Consider the following 15,235-nt stretch of genomic DNA (forward strand, 5'->3'; position numbering starts at 1 on the left):
CAATATGATCTAGTAGGATTATTCTGCTTCAAAGCCACAGCTCTCCCTTTGTGAAAAATTTAGTGGGTGGCTAACTTGTACTTGAAATTTACGGAGAATTAATTTAAAAAAAGTCACTTCAATCATTTACGAATGATATTTAATTTTTGCCAATTGGGGGGGTTATCCTAAATACTATATGTAGTTGCTTGTTGTTAATTGTATGTTAATGTTTTATAATTGTCAACAAAAAATCATATGTTGTATGTGTCAACTCATTGTCGGTAAATTTCAAGAAGCGTCTTTTCTCCTAGGGAGGGGACAGAAATCCTCTCTCTTCTTTCTGAACCCTCCCTAGGACAGAGGCGTACTTAGCTACGTAATTGTTTAACCTAAGAAATCATTTAGCACTCACTCAATAGAGGGGTGCTATTTTTATGCAGATTTGTGCGTGGTCAGATTTAGTCCGAAAAAGTCCGAAATAAATTCAGACCATTTGAAAGGAGGCAAGCGAATGAATTCAGAAAGAAGTGGTTATGCGTGAGTTATGGGGTTTGTTTAACGGGGAAGAGATGATGTACAAGGCACACAGAACTAGCGCCTCACATTCAGCTAGGGAAAAACTTTGTTATGTGTTAGATAAAGCAGGTGTAGAATATGCATAAAAAGCACTAGAAGCGGAGATGTATCCACGCTTCTAGTGCTCCTTCTTGGCAGTTAAGCCAAGCTAGCGATAAGTCAAATTGACGACAAGCCAAGCTGACGTTAAGGTAAGTTGTTGTTAAGCCAAATTAATCTTAAACCAAGTTGCCGTTAAGCTAAGTTGAAGCTAAACCAAGTTAATGTTAAGCCAAATTGACGATGGATAAGTTTATTGCTGACATAGTTTTAGTGCCTGAGCGAGATCTTTCAATAAGTCCTCGGCATCCTCTAAACCAACAGAAAGTCGAACTAAATCTGGCGTTAAACCGTAAGACTCTCTTACTTCTTTAGGGATATCGGCATGGGTTTGGGTAGTAGGATAGGTGATGAGGCTTTCCACGCCACCTAGACTTTCGGCATAAGTAAAGAGTTTTAAATGGTTGATGAATTTAGCGACCAAACTTTCATCTTTCAAGCGAAGGCTTAGCATGGCTCCTTGTCCAGCATACAAGACTTCTTTAATATCTGGCCATTCTTTCAAGTTGTCAACTAGTGTTTGAGCCGTTTTTTCTTGTTGATCAAATCTTAAAGGGAGGGTTTTTAAGCTACGGATAAATAACCAAGAATCAAAAGGAGATAAAGTCGGGCCGGTAGTATTGGCTAACCAAGTTAATTTTTCACCATATTCAGGAACGTTAGTCACGATGACACCGGCTAAGATGTCGTTGTGACCTGTTAAAAATTTGGTGCCAGAATGGACAACAATTTGTGCGCCTAAGTCTAATGGTTTTTGCCTTAATGGGGTAAAGAGTGTATTATCCACGATCAAACAGACCTGGTGCTGATGAGTGAGTTTAGCCAAATCCTTGAGGTTAAAAACCTTCATCAGTGGATTGGTAGGAGATTCGACAAAGGCTGCTGTGATATCATCGTTAATTAAACGTTCAAAGTCGTCCATACTATCGAAATAATAAAACTTTGCTTGAACCTTATCTTCTAACCATTGAAAGTAGCGGTAGCTTCCACCGTATAAATCTCGTGAGACTAAGAATTGACTTCCGGGTTCGAACAATTGAAAGACTAATTGGATGGCACTCATTCCTGAACTGGTAGCGATGGCGTGGCTACCATTTTCAAGTAAGGCTAACCCTTCTTCCAAAGTGGCTCGAGTGGGGTTTTTCGTCCGAGTGTAATCGTATCCGGTTGATTGTCCCATACTAGGATGTGCATAAGTAGTTGATAAATATATTGGGGCTGAGATGGAGCCTGTTACAGGATCTTTCCTATTACCTAATTGAGCGAGATGAGTTCTTAAATGTAATTTATCCATAAAATTCTCCTATCTATTAGTGGGATGTTAAGCGAGCGATGGCAAGAGAAGTGGTGATGAGAATAGGACTAGTGTCAGCTGATTGAGGGGAGGAGCTTTTTAATTCTTCAAAAAAGGAACAAGTAGTAAGCATATATCTTTCTTATAAGAAGCTCTGTCTTCTAGTAGATAAAAAATAACTAGATTAGCTAGACATAAAATGCTGGCGCTAGTTATCCTATTTACCGTTTCACTCAACTTTTTTCTGATAGTCATATGGTAACATCAAATATAAAAATGTCAATCATATAAATGAGATATTTTGACTTTTAACAGCAAAGATTTAACGATAAAATTTTAAGCAGTTTCTAGACTTTGGGACTGGCTCCTCTCTTTTGAAATTTTAGGAAGAAAAGTTTTTTGCGGATAAGCTTGACAAACAATTAAAAGTAGATTAGTATAGCTCTATCGAATTTCAGTAGAATGTAATGAAGAGAAGAGTAGATTGATTTGAGCTAACAGCGAGTCTTGTGAGGTGGAAGAAGACAAGTGAGGATCAATTGAAACGTACCTCGGAACAGATCGGTCGACTTTTTAGAGATCGATACGGGCACTCCCGTTATAGAGTTAGAGTATGTTTGTACTCGAAGAGGTCTATTTTGTGAGGAATAGATAAAGATGGGTGGTATCACGAGCTTTCGTCCCTTTTAGTGGGCGGAGGCTCTTTTTTTGATACAGGCTAGCACACACATCCTTTCTTAGCGATCACAGCATAATACATTTGTGAGATTTGAAAAGAGCTTAGGGGGAATAAAAATGAATAAGGAATTCGATTGTTTAAAGCATGCAGATAAAGTGGTTTTGGCCTATTCTGGAGGATTGGATACTTCTGTTATGGTGGCTTGGTTGAAGGAAAAAGGGGTACAGGAAGTCATCTGTGTTTCTGGTGATTTAGGTCAGATAGAGGATCCACAAGCTTTAGAAGCTAAGGCTCTTGCGTCAGGGGCAAGTAAGTTCTATAACGTGGATTTGAAGGAAGCTTTTCTCAAAGATTTTGCCTTTCCTGCCTTACAAGCTGGGGCTAAATATGAAAATGCCTATTTGTTGGGGACGGCTTTGGCAAGACCAGCTATTGCTAAGGCTTTGGTGGAAGTAGCTAAAAAAGAGGATTGTCAAGTGATTGTGCATGGCTGTACAGGTAAAGGGAATGACCAGATTCGCTTTGAATTATCGATCATGGCTTTAGCGCCTGAAATCAAAGTGATTGCCCCATGGCGTTTTTGGGAATTAAAGGGCAGAAGTGAAGAAATAGCCTATGCGAAAGCTCATGGGATCCATGTGACAGATAGCAATGAGGCGAGTTATTCTGAAGATGAAAATCTCTGGCACATTTCACATGAAGGTTTAGACTTAGAAAAAGCCTCCCAGCCAGCCCAATTAGAAAAAGTTCTCAAGTGGGTGACACCTCCAGAACTTTGCGAAGATGAGGCAGAATATGTCAAGTTGACTTTTGAACAGGGTTTGCCGGTAGCTGTGGATGGAAAAACTATGGATCCGGTGACTTTGGTGCAGTGCTTGAATACAATCGGAGGACGTAATGGGATAGGGATTGATGATATCGTTGAATCTCGTCTTGCTGGGATGAAATCTAGAGGGCTTTATGAAAATCCGGCCGCTAGTCTTTTGCATTTTGCCCATGAGAAGCTGGAATCTATGACTATTCACCCAGATCTCCTCAAGTATAAACAAAAGCTTGCCCATGATTATGCGGACTTGGCTTACAATGGCAAGCTCTTAACCCCAATGAAAAAGGCGCTCGATGCCTTTATAGCGATTAGTCAAGAAAATGTAACGGGGACTGTTACTTTGAAGCTCTACAAGGGAAGTATCCTACCGTATGGAATAGAGGCTGACCAGTCCTTATATCAAGAAGATTATGCTAGTTTTGAGGCGGACGAGGTTTATGATCAAGGAGATGCAACAGGCTTTATCAATCTCTATGGTTTAGCAACAAAAATTTATGCACAAGTAAGGAAGGTGGGCTAATGAAGTTATGGACTGGTATGCTATCAGGTGAATTAGATCAAGCTGCTGAAGACTTTAATCGGTCTTTGGCAGTGGATCAACGCATGGCGAAACAGGATATAGAAGGCTCAATTGCCCATGTCAAGATGTTGGGGAAATGCCATATTCTAGAAGATGATGAGGCGAAAAAGATTGTAGAGGGTTTAGAAAGCTTAGTTCAAGAGCTCGAAAAGGGGGACTTGAAGGGAGGGGCTAATGAAGAAGATATTCATAGTCTGATTGAAAATCTGCTGATGCAAAAGATCGGCCCCTTAGCTAAAAAGATGCATACGGCAAGAAGTCGGAATGACCAAGTGACAACAGATCTCAGGCTCTACTTAAGAGAAGAAGTTATAGAAATAATTGCCTTATTGAAGGAATATATCAAGAGCTTAATAAAAGTAGCTGAGGGACATGTGGAAAGCTTAATGCCAGGATACACGCACTTACAAGCTGCCCAACCCGTTACCTTAGCACATCATATGATGGCTTACGCTTTCATGGGGCTTCGAGACCTTGACCGGTTAAAGGATGCTAAAAAAAGAATGAATCAGTCCCCACTAGGAGCTTGTGCTTTAGCAGGGACGACTTATCCGATTGATCGTTTGTATACGGCTGATCTTTTAGGATTTGATGGGGTGATGGATAATTCTATGGATGCGGTGAGTGATCGGGATTATGTCTTGGAATTGCAAAGTGTTTTGGCGCTTATAGGGGTACACTTGTCTAGACTGTGTGAAGAATTAATTATCTGGTCTAGCCAACCTTTCCATTTTATTAGCCTTGATGATGCTTACTCTACAGGATCTTCTATTATGCCACAGAAGAAGAATCCAGATATGGCGGAATTGATTAAAGGGAAGGCAGCAGGCTTGATTGGAAATATGAGTCAAGCTTATGTTCTCTTAAAAGGTCTACCCTTATCTTATGCGAAGGATTTACAGGAAGATAAGGCAAGCCTTTTTCGCTCCATTGATACGATAAAACAAAGTCTGAAGATCAGTGCGGGGATGTTGACGACAATGAAGGTCAATGAAGACCGCTTGTTGAAAGCAGCGCAAGAAGGTTATCTCAATGCGACAGATCTAGCCGATTATCTAGTGGAAAAAGGCGTAAGTTTTCGCGATGCCCACCATCTCGCAGCAAAAGTTGTGGGAGAGTGTATCAAGAAAGATCTGACTTTGGATCGTTTGTCGATAGACGACTACCAAAAGGTCAGCCCCTTATTTGAAGAGGATCTTTATCAAGCGATTGATCTAGGAAACTGTCTCGCTAAACGAACGGTTATGGGAGGGCCAAGTCCAAAAGAAGTCAAACGCCAAATTCAAGTGCTGAAAGATAGGCTAGAAATTAAGGGAGAATGTTAAGAGGGATCGGTCATTTTTGTGCTTTATATGACATCTACAGCCAAATGTCTGTCTCTTTTGCTGACAACAAAAAAGTATAGAGCCGGACTTCACGACTGGGAAAATCCCTTAAAGAGAAGATTTCATCCTAAAAGTAAAACCCCAGACGAATAAGTCTGGGGTTTTAAGTTTGAGCTGTGCGGAAAGAAATGGGGAGTATCTGTATTGGGACGATAAATGGAAAGTGTGTAGTAGTCACATGGAGTTAATGTATGGAGTGCTAACAGTCAAAACTAGATGGATGTTTTTAAGCTCTAGTCCAGCTGAGCCAATACAGTTTCCGCACATAGAGTTAGCTCACTAAGTTAAGGAGGGTGATTTGCTGATCGATCTGGATCAAGCGAGGAGCAAATCTACCACATTTGGGCTATCGATAGAGAATTCTTCGATATGAGAATGCCTATCCTTTGTCAAGAGATCTGTTCCTTTTGCTATCTATTCGTCAATAATCTATTTGTGCTTGACGATTGAAGAAACAGGGACTTTGGGATAGGCTTCTCTGTGCCTACAAGATTCACTTGCTGTAAAGGCTTATATTTGTGCCACTTTTGGCAAGTTCTTGTTGGCGATGACTTTAGCCCGATGATCGATGAGATTATGGGTAGCTTCGAAGATCCGTTTAGCAATATAAGGGTTGTTCATGGTGTAAAGATGAATCCCATCTACCCCTTGCGTCACGAGGTCGACAATTTGATCAATAGCGTAAGCAATCCCTGCATCTCGCATAGCGATAGGATCGTCTTCGTAACGGTTCATGACCTTGATAAATTTCTCAGGCAATTCTACCCCACAAAGACTGGTCATTTTCTCGATTTGCCGTTTGTTTGTCACAGGCATGATCCCTGCTTCTATTGGCACGTTGATTCCAGCTAAGGCACAACGCTCTCTAAAACGATAGAAATGGTCGTTGTTTAAGAAAAGCTGGGTGATGAGATGATCCACCCCGGATTCTACCTTGATCCGTAAATTCTTGATATCTTCAACGATGTTAGGAGAATCCACATGACCTTCAGGATAGCAGGCTGCTGTGATATTGAAGTCCCCATTTTCCTTAATAAAGGAGATAAGGTCAGAAGCATAGCGGAAATCACCAGGTGTGAAATCACCTTCTGGCAAATCTCCTCGTAAGGCTAAGATGTTATGGAGATTTAAGGCCTTTAATTGGTCTAATTTTTCTAAAACATCAGCCTTAGTTAGTTCTATCCCTGGGAGATGGACGATACTTTCCACCCCATAATCCTTAATTGTTTTGGCGATTTTAAAGGTTTCGGTGTTGTTCTTAGCCCCCAATGCCCCGTAGGTAACGGAAATGGCATCGGGGTTAAGGTCTTTCAACACGTCTAAAGTCTTATAAATAGAACTTGGGTTTTTCGCCTGCTTTTTAGGCGGGAAAACTTCATACGATAAGACGGTTTTTTCTTTAAATAGATCTTGTATACTCATGGCGGATCACCTCAGCTGCCTTGACCAAGTTGATCAGGCTGGCAGTTGTTTCTTTTTCACCCCGAGTTTTGAGTCCACAGTCTGGATTGATCCATAGCTTTTCAGCTTTAACTTTTTTGAGGATCTTTCGCACTTGGTCTTCGATTTCTTCTTGAGAAGGAACACGTGGAGAGTGGATATCATAAACCCCAGGACCTACTTGAGTTTGGAAGTGGTTAGCTTGTAAGGAATCAAGAATTTGAAGGTCAGAACGAGAAGCTTCAAAAGTGATCACGTCAGCATCCATGTTGTCAATAGCAGGGATGATGTCAGTGAATTCGCTATAGCACATATGGGTGTGAATTTGGGTGTCTTCTTGGCAACCAGAATGAACGATACGGAAGGCAGGAATAGCCCAGTCAAGGTATTCTTTGTACCAGTCGCTCTTTCGAAGAGGTAATTTTTCACGGAGAGCGGCTTCGTCCACTTGGATGATTTTCACCCCATGAGCTTCAAGGTCTAATACTTCATCCCGAATAGCTAAGGCAATTTGCAAAGTAGATTCCTTCACAGAGATATCTTCACGAGGGAAGGACCAGTTTAAGATAGTCACAGGACCAGTTAACATCCCTTTAACAGGTTTCTTGGTTAAACTTTGTGCGTATTCAGACCATTCAACGGTGATGGATTGGCTTCTAGAAATGTCCCCCCAGATGATTGGCGGTTTCACGCAACGGGTACCGTAAGATTGAACCCAAGCTTTTTCAGTGAAGAGGTAGCCATTCAAGTGTTCACCGAAGTATTCCACCATGTCATTACGTTCGAATTCCCCATGAACTAAAACGTCAAGGCCAATTTCTTCTTGAAGAGCGATACAATCTTTAATCTTTTGACGGTTGAAAGCTTTGTATTCTTCCTCAGTGATTTCGTTTTTACGGAAAGCCTTACGGTTAACTTTGACATCTCGTGTTTGAGGGAAAGAACCGATTGTAGTTGTTGGGAATAGAGGCAAGTGGAAAGCTTCTTTTTGCACTTTTTCCCGAACGGAGAACTCAGGCAAACGAGTGTAGTAACTGTCGTCGATAGCAGCCACACGTTGTTCGACTTTTTCATCGTGAGCGTCTGGACGGTTTGTAAACAAGGCTTGGTTAGCTTGGTAAGTCGCTTCGTTTGTGTAGTCCTTGTCAGCTAAAAGGCTCAATTCTTTCAATTCAGTTAACTTTTCTTCAGCAAAAGCAAAGTGAGCCTTGTAATGTTCAGGTAATTTGTTTTCATGTTTTAAGCTGTAAGGCACGTGCAAGAGCGAGCAAGAAGTGGATAGGTAGCTAGTAATACCTTTTTCCTTCAAGTGGTCTAAAACAGCTAAAGTTTTTTGGTAGTTGTTTTTCCAGATATTCTTCCCGTTGATCAAACCAGCGAAAAGGATCTTGTCTTCTGGGAAACTGTGGCTATCAACGAGGGATAAGCTTTGTACCCCTTCTAGGAAATCTAAACCGATCCCATCAATAGCCAAGTCTAAAACATCAGCATAGCAGTCACGGATGTCGCCAAAGTATGTTTGTAACAAGACCTTGCTTTGGCCTTTATGACGCAAGATTTCATTGTACAAGTCTTTTAACAAGGCTATGTCATCAGAATCCACGTCATGAACGAGGTAAGGTTCATCGAATTGCAACCAGCTGACATTTTCTTGAGCAAATTTGTCAAGATAAGCTGAGTAAGCCACTTTCAAGTCTTCGGCTAAATCTTTTAGGCTTCTGTCGCTGTGGTTTTTAGCTAATTTCAAGAGAGTGAAGGGACCGACGATAACAGGTTTCGTTTCAATACCTAATGCTTTAGCTTCATGGTATTCATCGAAAGGCTTTGTCCCTTGTAATTGGATCTTGGTGTTTGCTTCGATTTCTGGAACCATGTAGTGGTAGTTGGTGTTGAACCATTTTTTCATGGCAAGAGCCTTAACGTCCCCTTTTTCGCCTTGATAACCACGAGCTTGAGCAAAGTAGGTATCAAGTTCTGACAAACCTAAGTCAGTGTAGCGTTGAGGAATGATGTTGAAGAGGTTAGCGGTGTCTAGCAAAATATCGTAGAAAGAGAAATCGTTAGAAGGAATTAAATCCAAACCACTTGCTTTTTGGACTTGCCAATTCGCTTCTCGCAAAGATTTTGCGGTAGCTTTTAATTCTTCTTGAGTGATCTTACCCTTGAAATATTTTTCAGTCGCAAATTTCAATTCACGTAATCCACCCACTCGAGGGTAACCAATAATACTTGTTTTCATAACTTAACACTCCTAATCTATGTTCTTTTTTTAGATAAACAAATAACTCCACTTGTTGACTCATAGTATAACAAGTGGAGCTTATTAGTGTTAATATTTATTTTTTATGGTTTGGTATTCCTTTTAGTTATAGCAGAGAACGGACGATGCTTTTACACTAAGCTTTGAGGATAAAGCTGACTTTTAAGGAGCTGTACGATCTAGATTTATAGCGAAGAAGGTTCGACCCTATGGAGAAAATTGGGTGAGAGACTCTCTTGCCCTATAGTAGACCTGTTCAATAGACCTGTTTAGTGACAAAAAGCGATCTCTGCTTTTAGGGCACAGGGTGGGTAATGTTGTATTGAAGGTGCTTGATGTAGCTCTTGCTGATGTCGTTGAGAGGGCGATCTTGGGGGGAAATATAGCCGATTTCCATTTCTTCAGAGGAAATAAGGGGGATGGCAACGATATTAGACCCGTTCAAGTTTTCGTTTAAAATCCCAGAGGAAATGGTATAGCCGTTTAAACCGATCATGAGATTAAAGATGGTAGCCCGATCAGTGACGATGATATTCTTTAGAGAAGTTTCAGTGGAATGCAATTCTTCCGAGAAGTAGAAAGAGTTGTTAATTCCTTGCTCATAAGTGAGGCGTGGGTAAGCTTTTAAATCGTCTAAAGTGACAGACTTTTGCTTAGCGAGCGGATTATCACGGCTCACGAAAACGTGAGGTTTAGCCACGAACAGAGAGCTGAAGCTTAGGCCTTCACTTTCCAAGATACGTAGAATCACTTGACGGTTAAAATTACTTAAGAAGAGAACACCTAATTCAGACCGATAATTTTTAACATCTTCGATAATACTGTAAGTTAGCGTTTCACGTAAGGAAAATTCGTATTTCTCTCGGCCATATTCTTTGACTAAATCGACAAAAGCATTGACAACGAAGGCGTAGTGCTGTGCTGAAATAGCAAAGACACGCTTGCTTTTTTCTTTGTGTTTAAATTCGCTCTCGAGTAGGTCGGCCTGCTCGACGACTTGCCTAGAATAAGCTAAAAATTTAGAACCTTGCTCGGATAAATACACCCCACGATTATTACGATTGAAGATGGTGATGCCCATTTCTTCTTCCATTTCTGAAACACATTTGGACAGAGAAGGTTGAGAAACCAATAATTTTTTGGCGGCTGCCGTGATCGAACCACATTCGGCGATGGCAATAATATATTTGAGTTGTTGTAATTTCATGAAGCCACCTCTTTCGACTTTTGACTTTGATTATAAGAGATAGTAAAGAACTTGTCGATATATTTCAGTGTTTTTTAGGTATAGATTAAATAAATAAAAAAAGAAAGGCATTTCATAACATAAGTTATTCGCTTTCATTACAAAGCATCAAAAAAATAAGTCTCGTCAAAAGGAGGAGGCTTATTTATCCGTGATCTGTTGACCTTGCAAAAGATAGTGGCCGTCAAAAGGGGCGAGCTTATTATCATGGAACTTTTTCGCTCGATTGTGGTAAGAGGGTATCCTCTCTTTCTTTATTGTAAAGGTCAGCAGTATTCTAGAGGAGCCCATTCTTTTTTTTTATGAAAGCTCTATAAGTATTCTATAAAGATATGTTAGGGAAAAGAAATATTATGTTAGACTAATAAAAATCATAGCAGAAAGTCATCTAGTGAGAAATTTTGACATTAAATGTAGAATGAAAAGGAGGGATAATGATGGGAGCTAAGGAGGATTTTTTGAATGTGGATAATAAAGACTATAAGGATGTCGTTGACCGATTAATCGTCAATATCTTGACCACTAAAGTGAAAATAGTTGAAGATGACGGCCTGTATGAAAAGTACAGCGAGAAAGCTTGGGAAAAAGTTCTGGAAAGATTCCGACAATGTGGAGGAGAATCATTCTCGGATTTTAAAAAGATCTTTCACATCAGTTCAGAATATAAGCGTTACTGGGGCTATTCTCCTGAAATTATTAGAGAGATATACCATCGTTTTTATCAACATATATCGTCTAGTGAGTTTATCAAACAATTAAAAACTAATGTGATTCAACATCCTCAGAAAATAGCTGTTTTTTCAGACGACAAGGACCTGACTTATGACGAGTTAGATAAACTATCTGATAAGCTAGCTAGCGCATTGTTAAAATTTAAGTCAGATTATGTAGTGGTCAATTACCCTCATCGCTATGAGATGATACCCATCGTCTATGGTATTTTAAAAGCCGGTAAAGTTTATGTCCCAGTAGACCATACAGCCCCAGAAAAAGAAATAGAAGTAATTAGGGAGAAATTCCCACATAGTATTTATCTGAGTGACAGAGAGTCGGACTTGGATGTGCGCAAGGTATTTGCGGATGAAGACGAATTGATAGACTATCGTGAAAATAAATTAGCCTATATTATTCATACATCTGGGACAACGGGTAAACCTAAAGGAGTTTGTGCCACGAGAAAAAATTTAAATTATATCATGAAGGCCTGTCAGTCTTTTGCTCCTGTAGAGGAGGGAGACTGCTATTTATTTTCAACTCGAAATACGTTTGATGTTTCCATCACAGAACTGTTTGGCTTTCTATATCATGCTGGGAGTGTCTATGTTTACTCGGTCAAGAACAAGAATTTCTACAAAGAATTACCTGGCTTGATCCAGCGCTTTTCTATCACACATGTTGCCTTATCGCCAACTGTATTAGGTCTTTTACTGAAATATAACCATCAAAAAGGATTAGATCAAATTGATAGATTGAAATATTTGATGATTGCAGGTGAAGAATTTAAGTATGAATTATTGCGCTTGGTCCATGAAAAGCTGAATAAAGTTCAGGTGATTAATGTCTATGGACCAACTGAAACAAGCGTTTATGCCAGCTACTTTAATACAAAAGACATGACTGAGGCTGAACATTTGAATAAGAAAGTCCCAATTGGGAAAGCTTTACCTGGAGTTCAGTTGAAAATAGTGAATGACGAATTGTTGATCGGAGGGCTTGGTGTTACTGATGGCTACTATAAGGATTTAAGTCAGACAAGAGAAAAATTTACAGCTATAGATGGGGAATTGTTCTATCATACAGGAGATGTGGTTGGAAAAAATAATGATGTCTTTATCTATAAAGCTAGGCGAGATCATCAAATCCAATTGTTTGGTATTAGGTTAGAATTAGGAGAAGTTCGCTCGACTATTGCTAGCATTATAAATGATCCTTCTAGAGATATAGAAGTGATCTTTGAAAACAATATGCTGATGCTTTTTTATACAGGGGAAAAGATAGCTCATTTGCGAGAAAAATTGGAAAAAGAGATGGTTTCCTATAAAGTCCCTACTAAGTTGACGCATGTGGCAGAATTCCCTTTGACAAGTAGTGGGAAAATAGATAAGAAAGCCCTCTTGGAGAAAGTTTTCGTAAGGGAAAAAAGTCAAACGAAAGTAAACAAGCTAGAAGAGACAGTTTTAGCTGTAGTAGAGACGATCATGCAGCAAAAAGTCACGCTGGATGACAATTTGTTAGACATGGGGTTAAACTCCTTGAATTCTATCGAACTCGTATTAGAACTAGAAGAAAGGCTAGGGCTTAATTTAGACCATTTAAACGTCTATGTGAATTCTTCAGTGCGTAAAATAGTCGGCTTTATGGAAGACTTAGAAGAAATAAGGGATAGGGGCTTTGATAGTGGCTTAAGCCATAAAGTAAGGCTAAAGAATATTCCTTTAATGAGAAAAATTGAGTATACTTATCCTAGCTTTTTTTATGCTAGAATATATCATACACTGAACTTTGATAGCCAGTTAATAGGCAGAATTTATCTCGAAAAGAATCAGATGACTTATGAAGAAATTATCCATAAATTGTCTAAAATTGAGGCCTTCAGGTCAGTTTTGTCCAAGGATTTAGACCATTTTGAAGTCCTTGATACCCCGATCAATATCTCCAAAGTAGAAGTAGATGATGCGAGAATAGACTTGTCTGAACAGCTCAGTCAGTTAGTGAAAGAAAGTAAAGACAATAGAGGACTCTTGTATAAATTTGCTTTTTTAGAAAGCGAACAGGAAGCTGTACTTCATTACGCTATCGATCATAGCATAGCGGATCTAGCTTCCCTAGATGTCTTAGAGAGGTATATATTGGGGCTAATCCCAAGAACGACGAACTATTCTTCCTATATCAAAGAAGTGTATGCACAAAATAAACTGGCAGATGTGAAGAAAGACTTGGGTAAATTTAGCGGGCAAGACGATAAGCAAGTCGCCGAAATTTTGACTCATTTAGAAGACAAAACGACTGTGGTGAGCTTGAATTACTTACGAGCTGACACAAAGCAGGTCTACACGGAAATACTTTTATATCTGCGCCAACACTTCCTTAAGCTTTATCAGTTAGACCATGTCAAGGTCAATCTCATTTATAATATCCGTCGATTTAAGGATCAGCTGGATTTTACGTCCACAATAGGGGATTTGCACCTAGGCCTAAGCTTTAAATTGAACCGTGAGGGAAATATAGAAGAAGAACTGGATCACTTAATCCACTATTATAAGGAAAAGATGTTTAACCCTAAAGCAATTGGCTATAAGCATTTTCCTAGAATGAATGCGGATGAAAAAGCCATCGTGGAGTGCTTTGATGAAAGCGTGTATATCTCTGTTGACTTTTTAGGGGTCTTATCTCGTCAAGAATTTAAGCAAGTGCAAGAGAAAAGTTCTGAAACAAGGAATGAAATCAATAAATTAAATGGGCGGAAAATGAATATTAGCGCCTATATTGTGGATAATCAGCTCAAACTCATACTATCTAAACAGATTAGTGGAGAGTAAAAGGATGAAGGAGGCTTTATGGAGAAAGAAAAGAGAAATATACAATGGATAGTCACGAGTAGGATGATTTCTCGTGTGGGAGATATCATGTTTGATGTCGCTAATAATACTTTTTTTGTGGGGATCAATCCACGGTCTTTATCCTTGGTAGCTATTTACCAATCCTTGGAAAGTTTGATCGGGATCCTTTTTAATTTATTTGGAGGAGTTTTCGCGGATAATTTTAGAAGGAAGAAAATACTTGTGGCAAGCAATGTTTTCTGTGGACTAGCCTGCCTACTGATTTCCTTGATATCTATTGAAAAGTGGTTAGTCTATGCCATTATCCTGACGAATGTGTTCTTAGCTTTTATGAATGCTTTTTCAGGACCTTCCTATAAGGCTTTTACCAAAGAAATTGTTAGCCAAGACAGCATCACACGCCTGAATTCTTTGTTAGAAACGACCAGTACCATGGTGAAAGTCTCCATTCCAATGATCGCCCTCTTTTTCTATAAGAAAATAGGGATAAATGGGGTACTGCTATTAGATGGCCTATCCTTTTTACTAGCTGCACTCATGCTCTTCTTCATTGTTCCGATTAACGAGGAAGTCAGCAGAAAAGAAAAGATGAGCCTTGTTGCCATTTTTGATGACCTAAAAATAGGCTTTCGATATGTCTACCAACATAAAACTGTTTTTCTCATTATTCTCCTCTCTGCCTTGGTCAACTTTTTCCTAGCAGCCTATAATTTGTTACTTCCTTATAGCAGTCAAGTTTTCACCGGCCTTTCTGATAAACTATATGGAAGCTTTTTAACGGCTGAGGCTATCGGTGGCTTTATCGGCGCTATGCTGTCGAGCTTTGTGAACAAAGAACTATCCAGCAAAAGCTTGATGCGCTTTTTAGCTTTATCCGGCTTGATGTTAGTCTTGTCCGCACCACTGTATTTCTTCTTCCACCATACGTTGCTTTTAGCGGTATCGCCAGCCTTGTTCAGCTTATTCTTGGCTATTTTTAACATCCAATTTTTCTCTATTGTGCAAAGAGATGTCGACAACCAATTTTTAGGACGCGTCTTCGGGATTATTTTTACGGTGGCCATCCTCTTTATGCCAATAGGTACAGGCTTTTTCTCTGCCATATTAAATCCGAGAAACACCTATAATTTCTGCTGGATCGGAACAGCTGTCTGCCTATTAGCGCTAGTTTTTGAAGGCTTATTTAAGCGGTATGAAGTGAAATAAATTCGAAGGTCTATTTAAGCGATAAGAAGTGAAATAAATTGTAAGGCCTATTTAAGAGATAAGAAGTGAAATAAAAACGGCTAGAAGGGATGGGAATAGGTA

Annotated in this window: 9 protein-coding genes and 1 other annotated feature; of the genes, 5 read left to right on the plus strand and 4 right to left on the minus strand. The window is 39.6% G+C overall.

Going from position 1 to position 15,235, the window contains the following annotated elements; genetic code table 11:
- The first annotated feature begins 515 nt into the window (after positions 1–515).
- Positions 516–644, plus strand: a complete 129-nt coding sequence (locus tag D3H64_RS10530; protein WP_255421010.1) for a hypothetical protein — start codon at positions 516–518, stop codon at positions 642–644.
- Positions 645–850: 206 nt separating this feature from the next.
- On the opposite strand, the gene D3H64_RS08360 is transcribed toward D3H64_RS10530, so the two are convergent.
- Positions 851–1,951: an aminotransferase class I/II-fold pyridoxal phosphate-dependent enzyme gene (locus tag D3H64_RS08360; RefSeq protein ID WP_121565791.1), complete on the minus strand. Its 1,101-nt coding sequence runs from the start codon at positions 1,949–1,951 to the stop codon at positions 851–853.
- Positions 1,952–2,409: 458 nt separating this feature from the next.
- Positions 2,410–2,639, plus strand: a binding site (T-box leader).
- 107 nt (positions 2,640–2,746) lie between these two features.
- On the opposite strand from D3H64_RS08360, the gene D3H64_RS08365 reads away from it, so the two are divergent.
- Positions 2,747–3,976, plus strand: a complete 1,230-nt coding sequence (locus D3H64_RS08365) for an argininosuccinate synthase (protein ID WP_121565792.1) — start codon at positions 2,747–2,749, stop codon at positions 3,974–3,976.
- Positions 3,976–5,361: an argininosuccinate lyase gene (gene argH, locus D3H64_RS08370; protein WP_121565793.1), complete on the plus strand. Its 1,386-nt coding sequence runs from the start codon at positions 3,976–3,978 to the stop codon at positions 5,359–5,361. The genes D3H64_RS08365 and argH overlap by 1 nt, the downstream gene beginning before the upstream one ends.
- A gap of 570 nt (positions 5,362–5,931) precedes the next feature.
- Here the strand turns inward: argH and metF are convergent.
- From metF to D3H64_RS08385, 3 genes are all read right to left on the minus strand, one after another.
- On the minus strand, positions 5,932–6,843 hold the full coding sequence (metF, locus tag D3H64_RS08375) for a methylenetetrahydrofolate reductase [NAD(P)H] (protein ID WP_121565794.1): 912 nt from the start codon (positions 6,841–6,843) through the stop codon (positions 5,932–5,934).
- Complete coding sequence (gene metE, locus D3H64_RS08380; RefSeq protein ID WP_121565795.1) at positions 6,821–9,100, minus strand: 5-methyltetrahydropteroyltriglutamate--homocysteine S-methyltransferase; 2,280 nt, start codon at positions 9,098–9,100, stop codon at positions 6,821–6,823. The genes metF and metE overlap by 23 nt, the downstream gene beginning before the upstream one ends.
- Positions 9,101–9,416: 316 nt before the next feature.
- A complete protein-coding gene (locus D3H64_RS08385) occupies positions 9,417–10,328 on the minus strand; it encodes a LysR family transcriptional regulator (RefSeq protein WP_121565796.1) in 912 nt (303 codons plus the stop codon).
- A 476-nt stretch (positions 10,329–10,804) separates the two neighbouring features.
- On the opposite strand from D3H64_RS08385, the gene D3H64_RS08390 reads away from it, so the two are divergent.
- Complete coding sequence (locus tag D3H64_RS08390) at positions 10,805–13,906, plus strand: AMP-binding protein (RefSeq protein WP_121565797.1); 3,102 nt, start codon at positions 10,805–10,807, stop codon at positions 13,904–13,906.
- 18 nt (positions 13,907–13,924) lie between these two features.
- Complete coding sequence (locus tag D3H64_RS08395; RefSeq protein WP_121565798.1) at positions 13,925–15,133, plus strand: MFS transporter; 1,209 nt, start codon at positions 13,925–13,927, stop codon at positions 15,131–15,133.
- The last annotated feature ends 102 nt before the right edge of the window (positions 15,134–15,235 follow it).

It is taken from the genome of Atopobacter sp. AH10, assembly GCF_003664595.1.
Taxonomy (GTDB): domain Bacteria; phylum Bacillota; class Bacilli; order Lactobacillales; family Aerococcaceae; genus Atopobacter.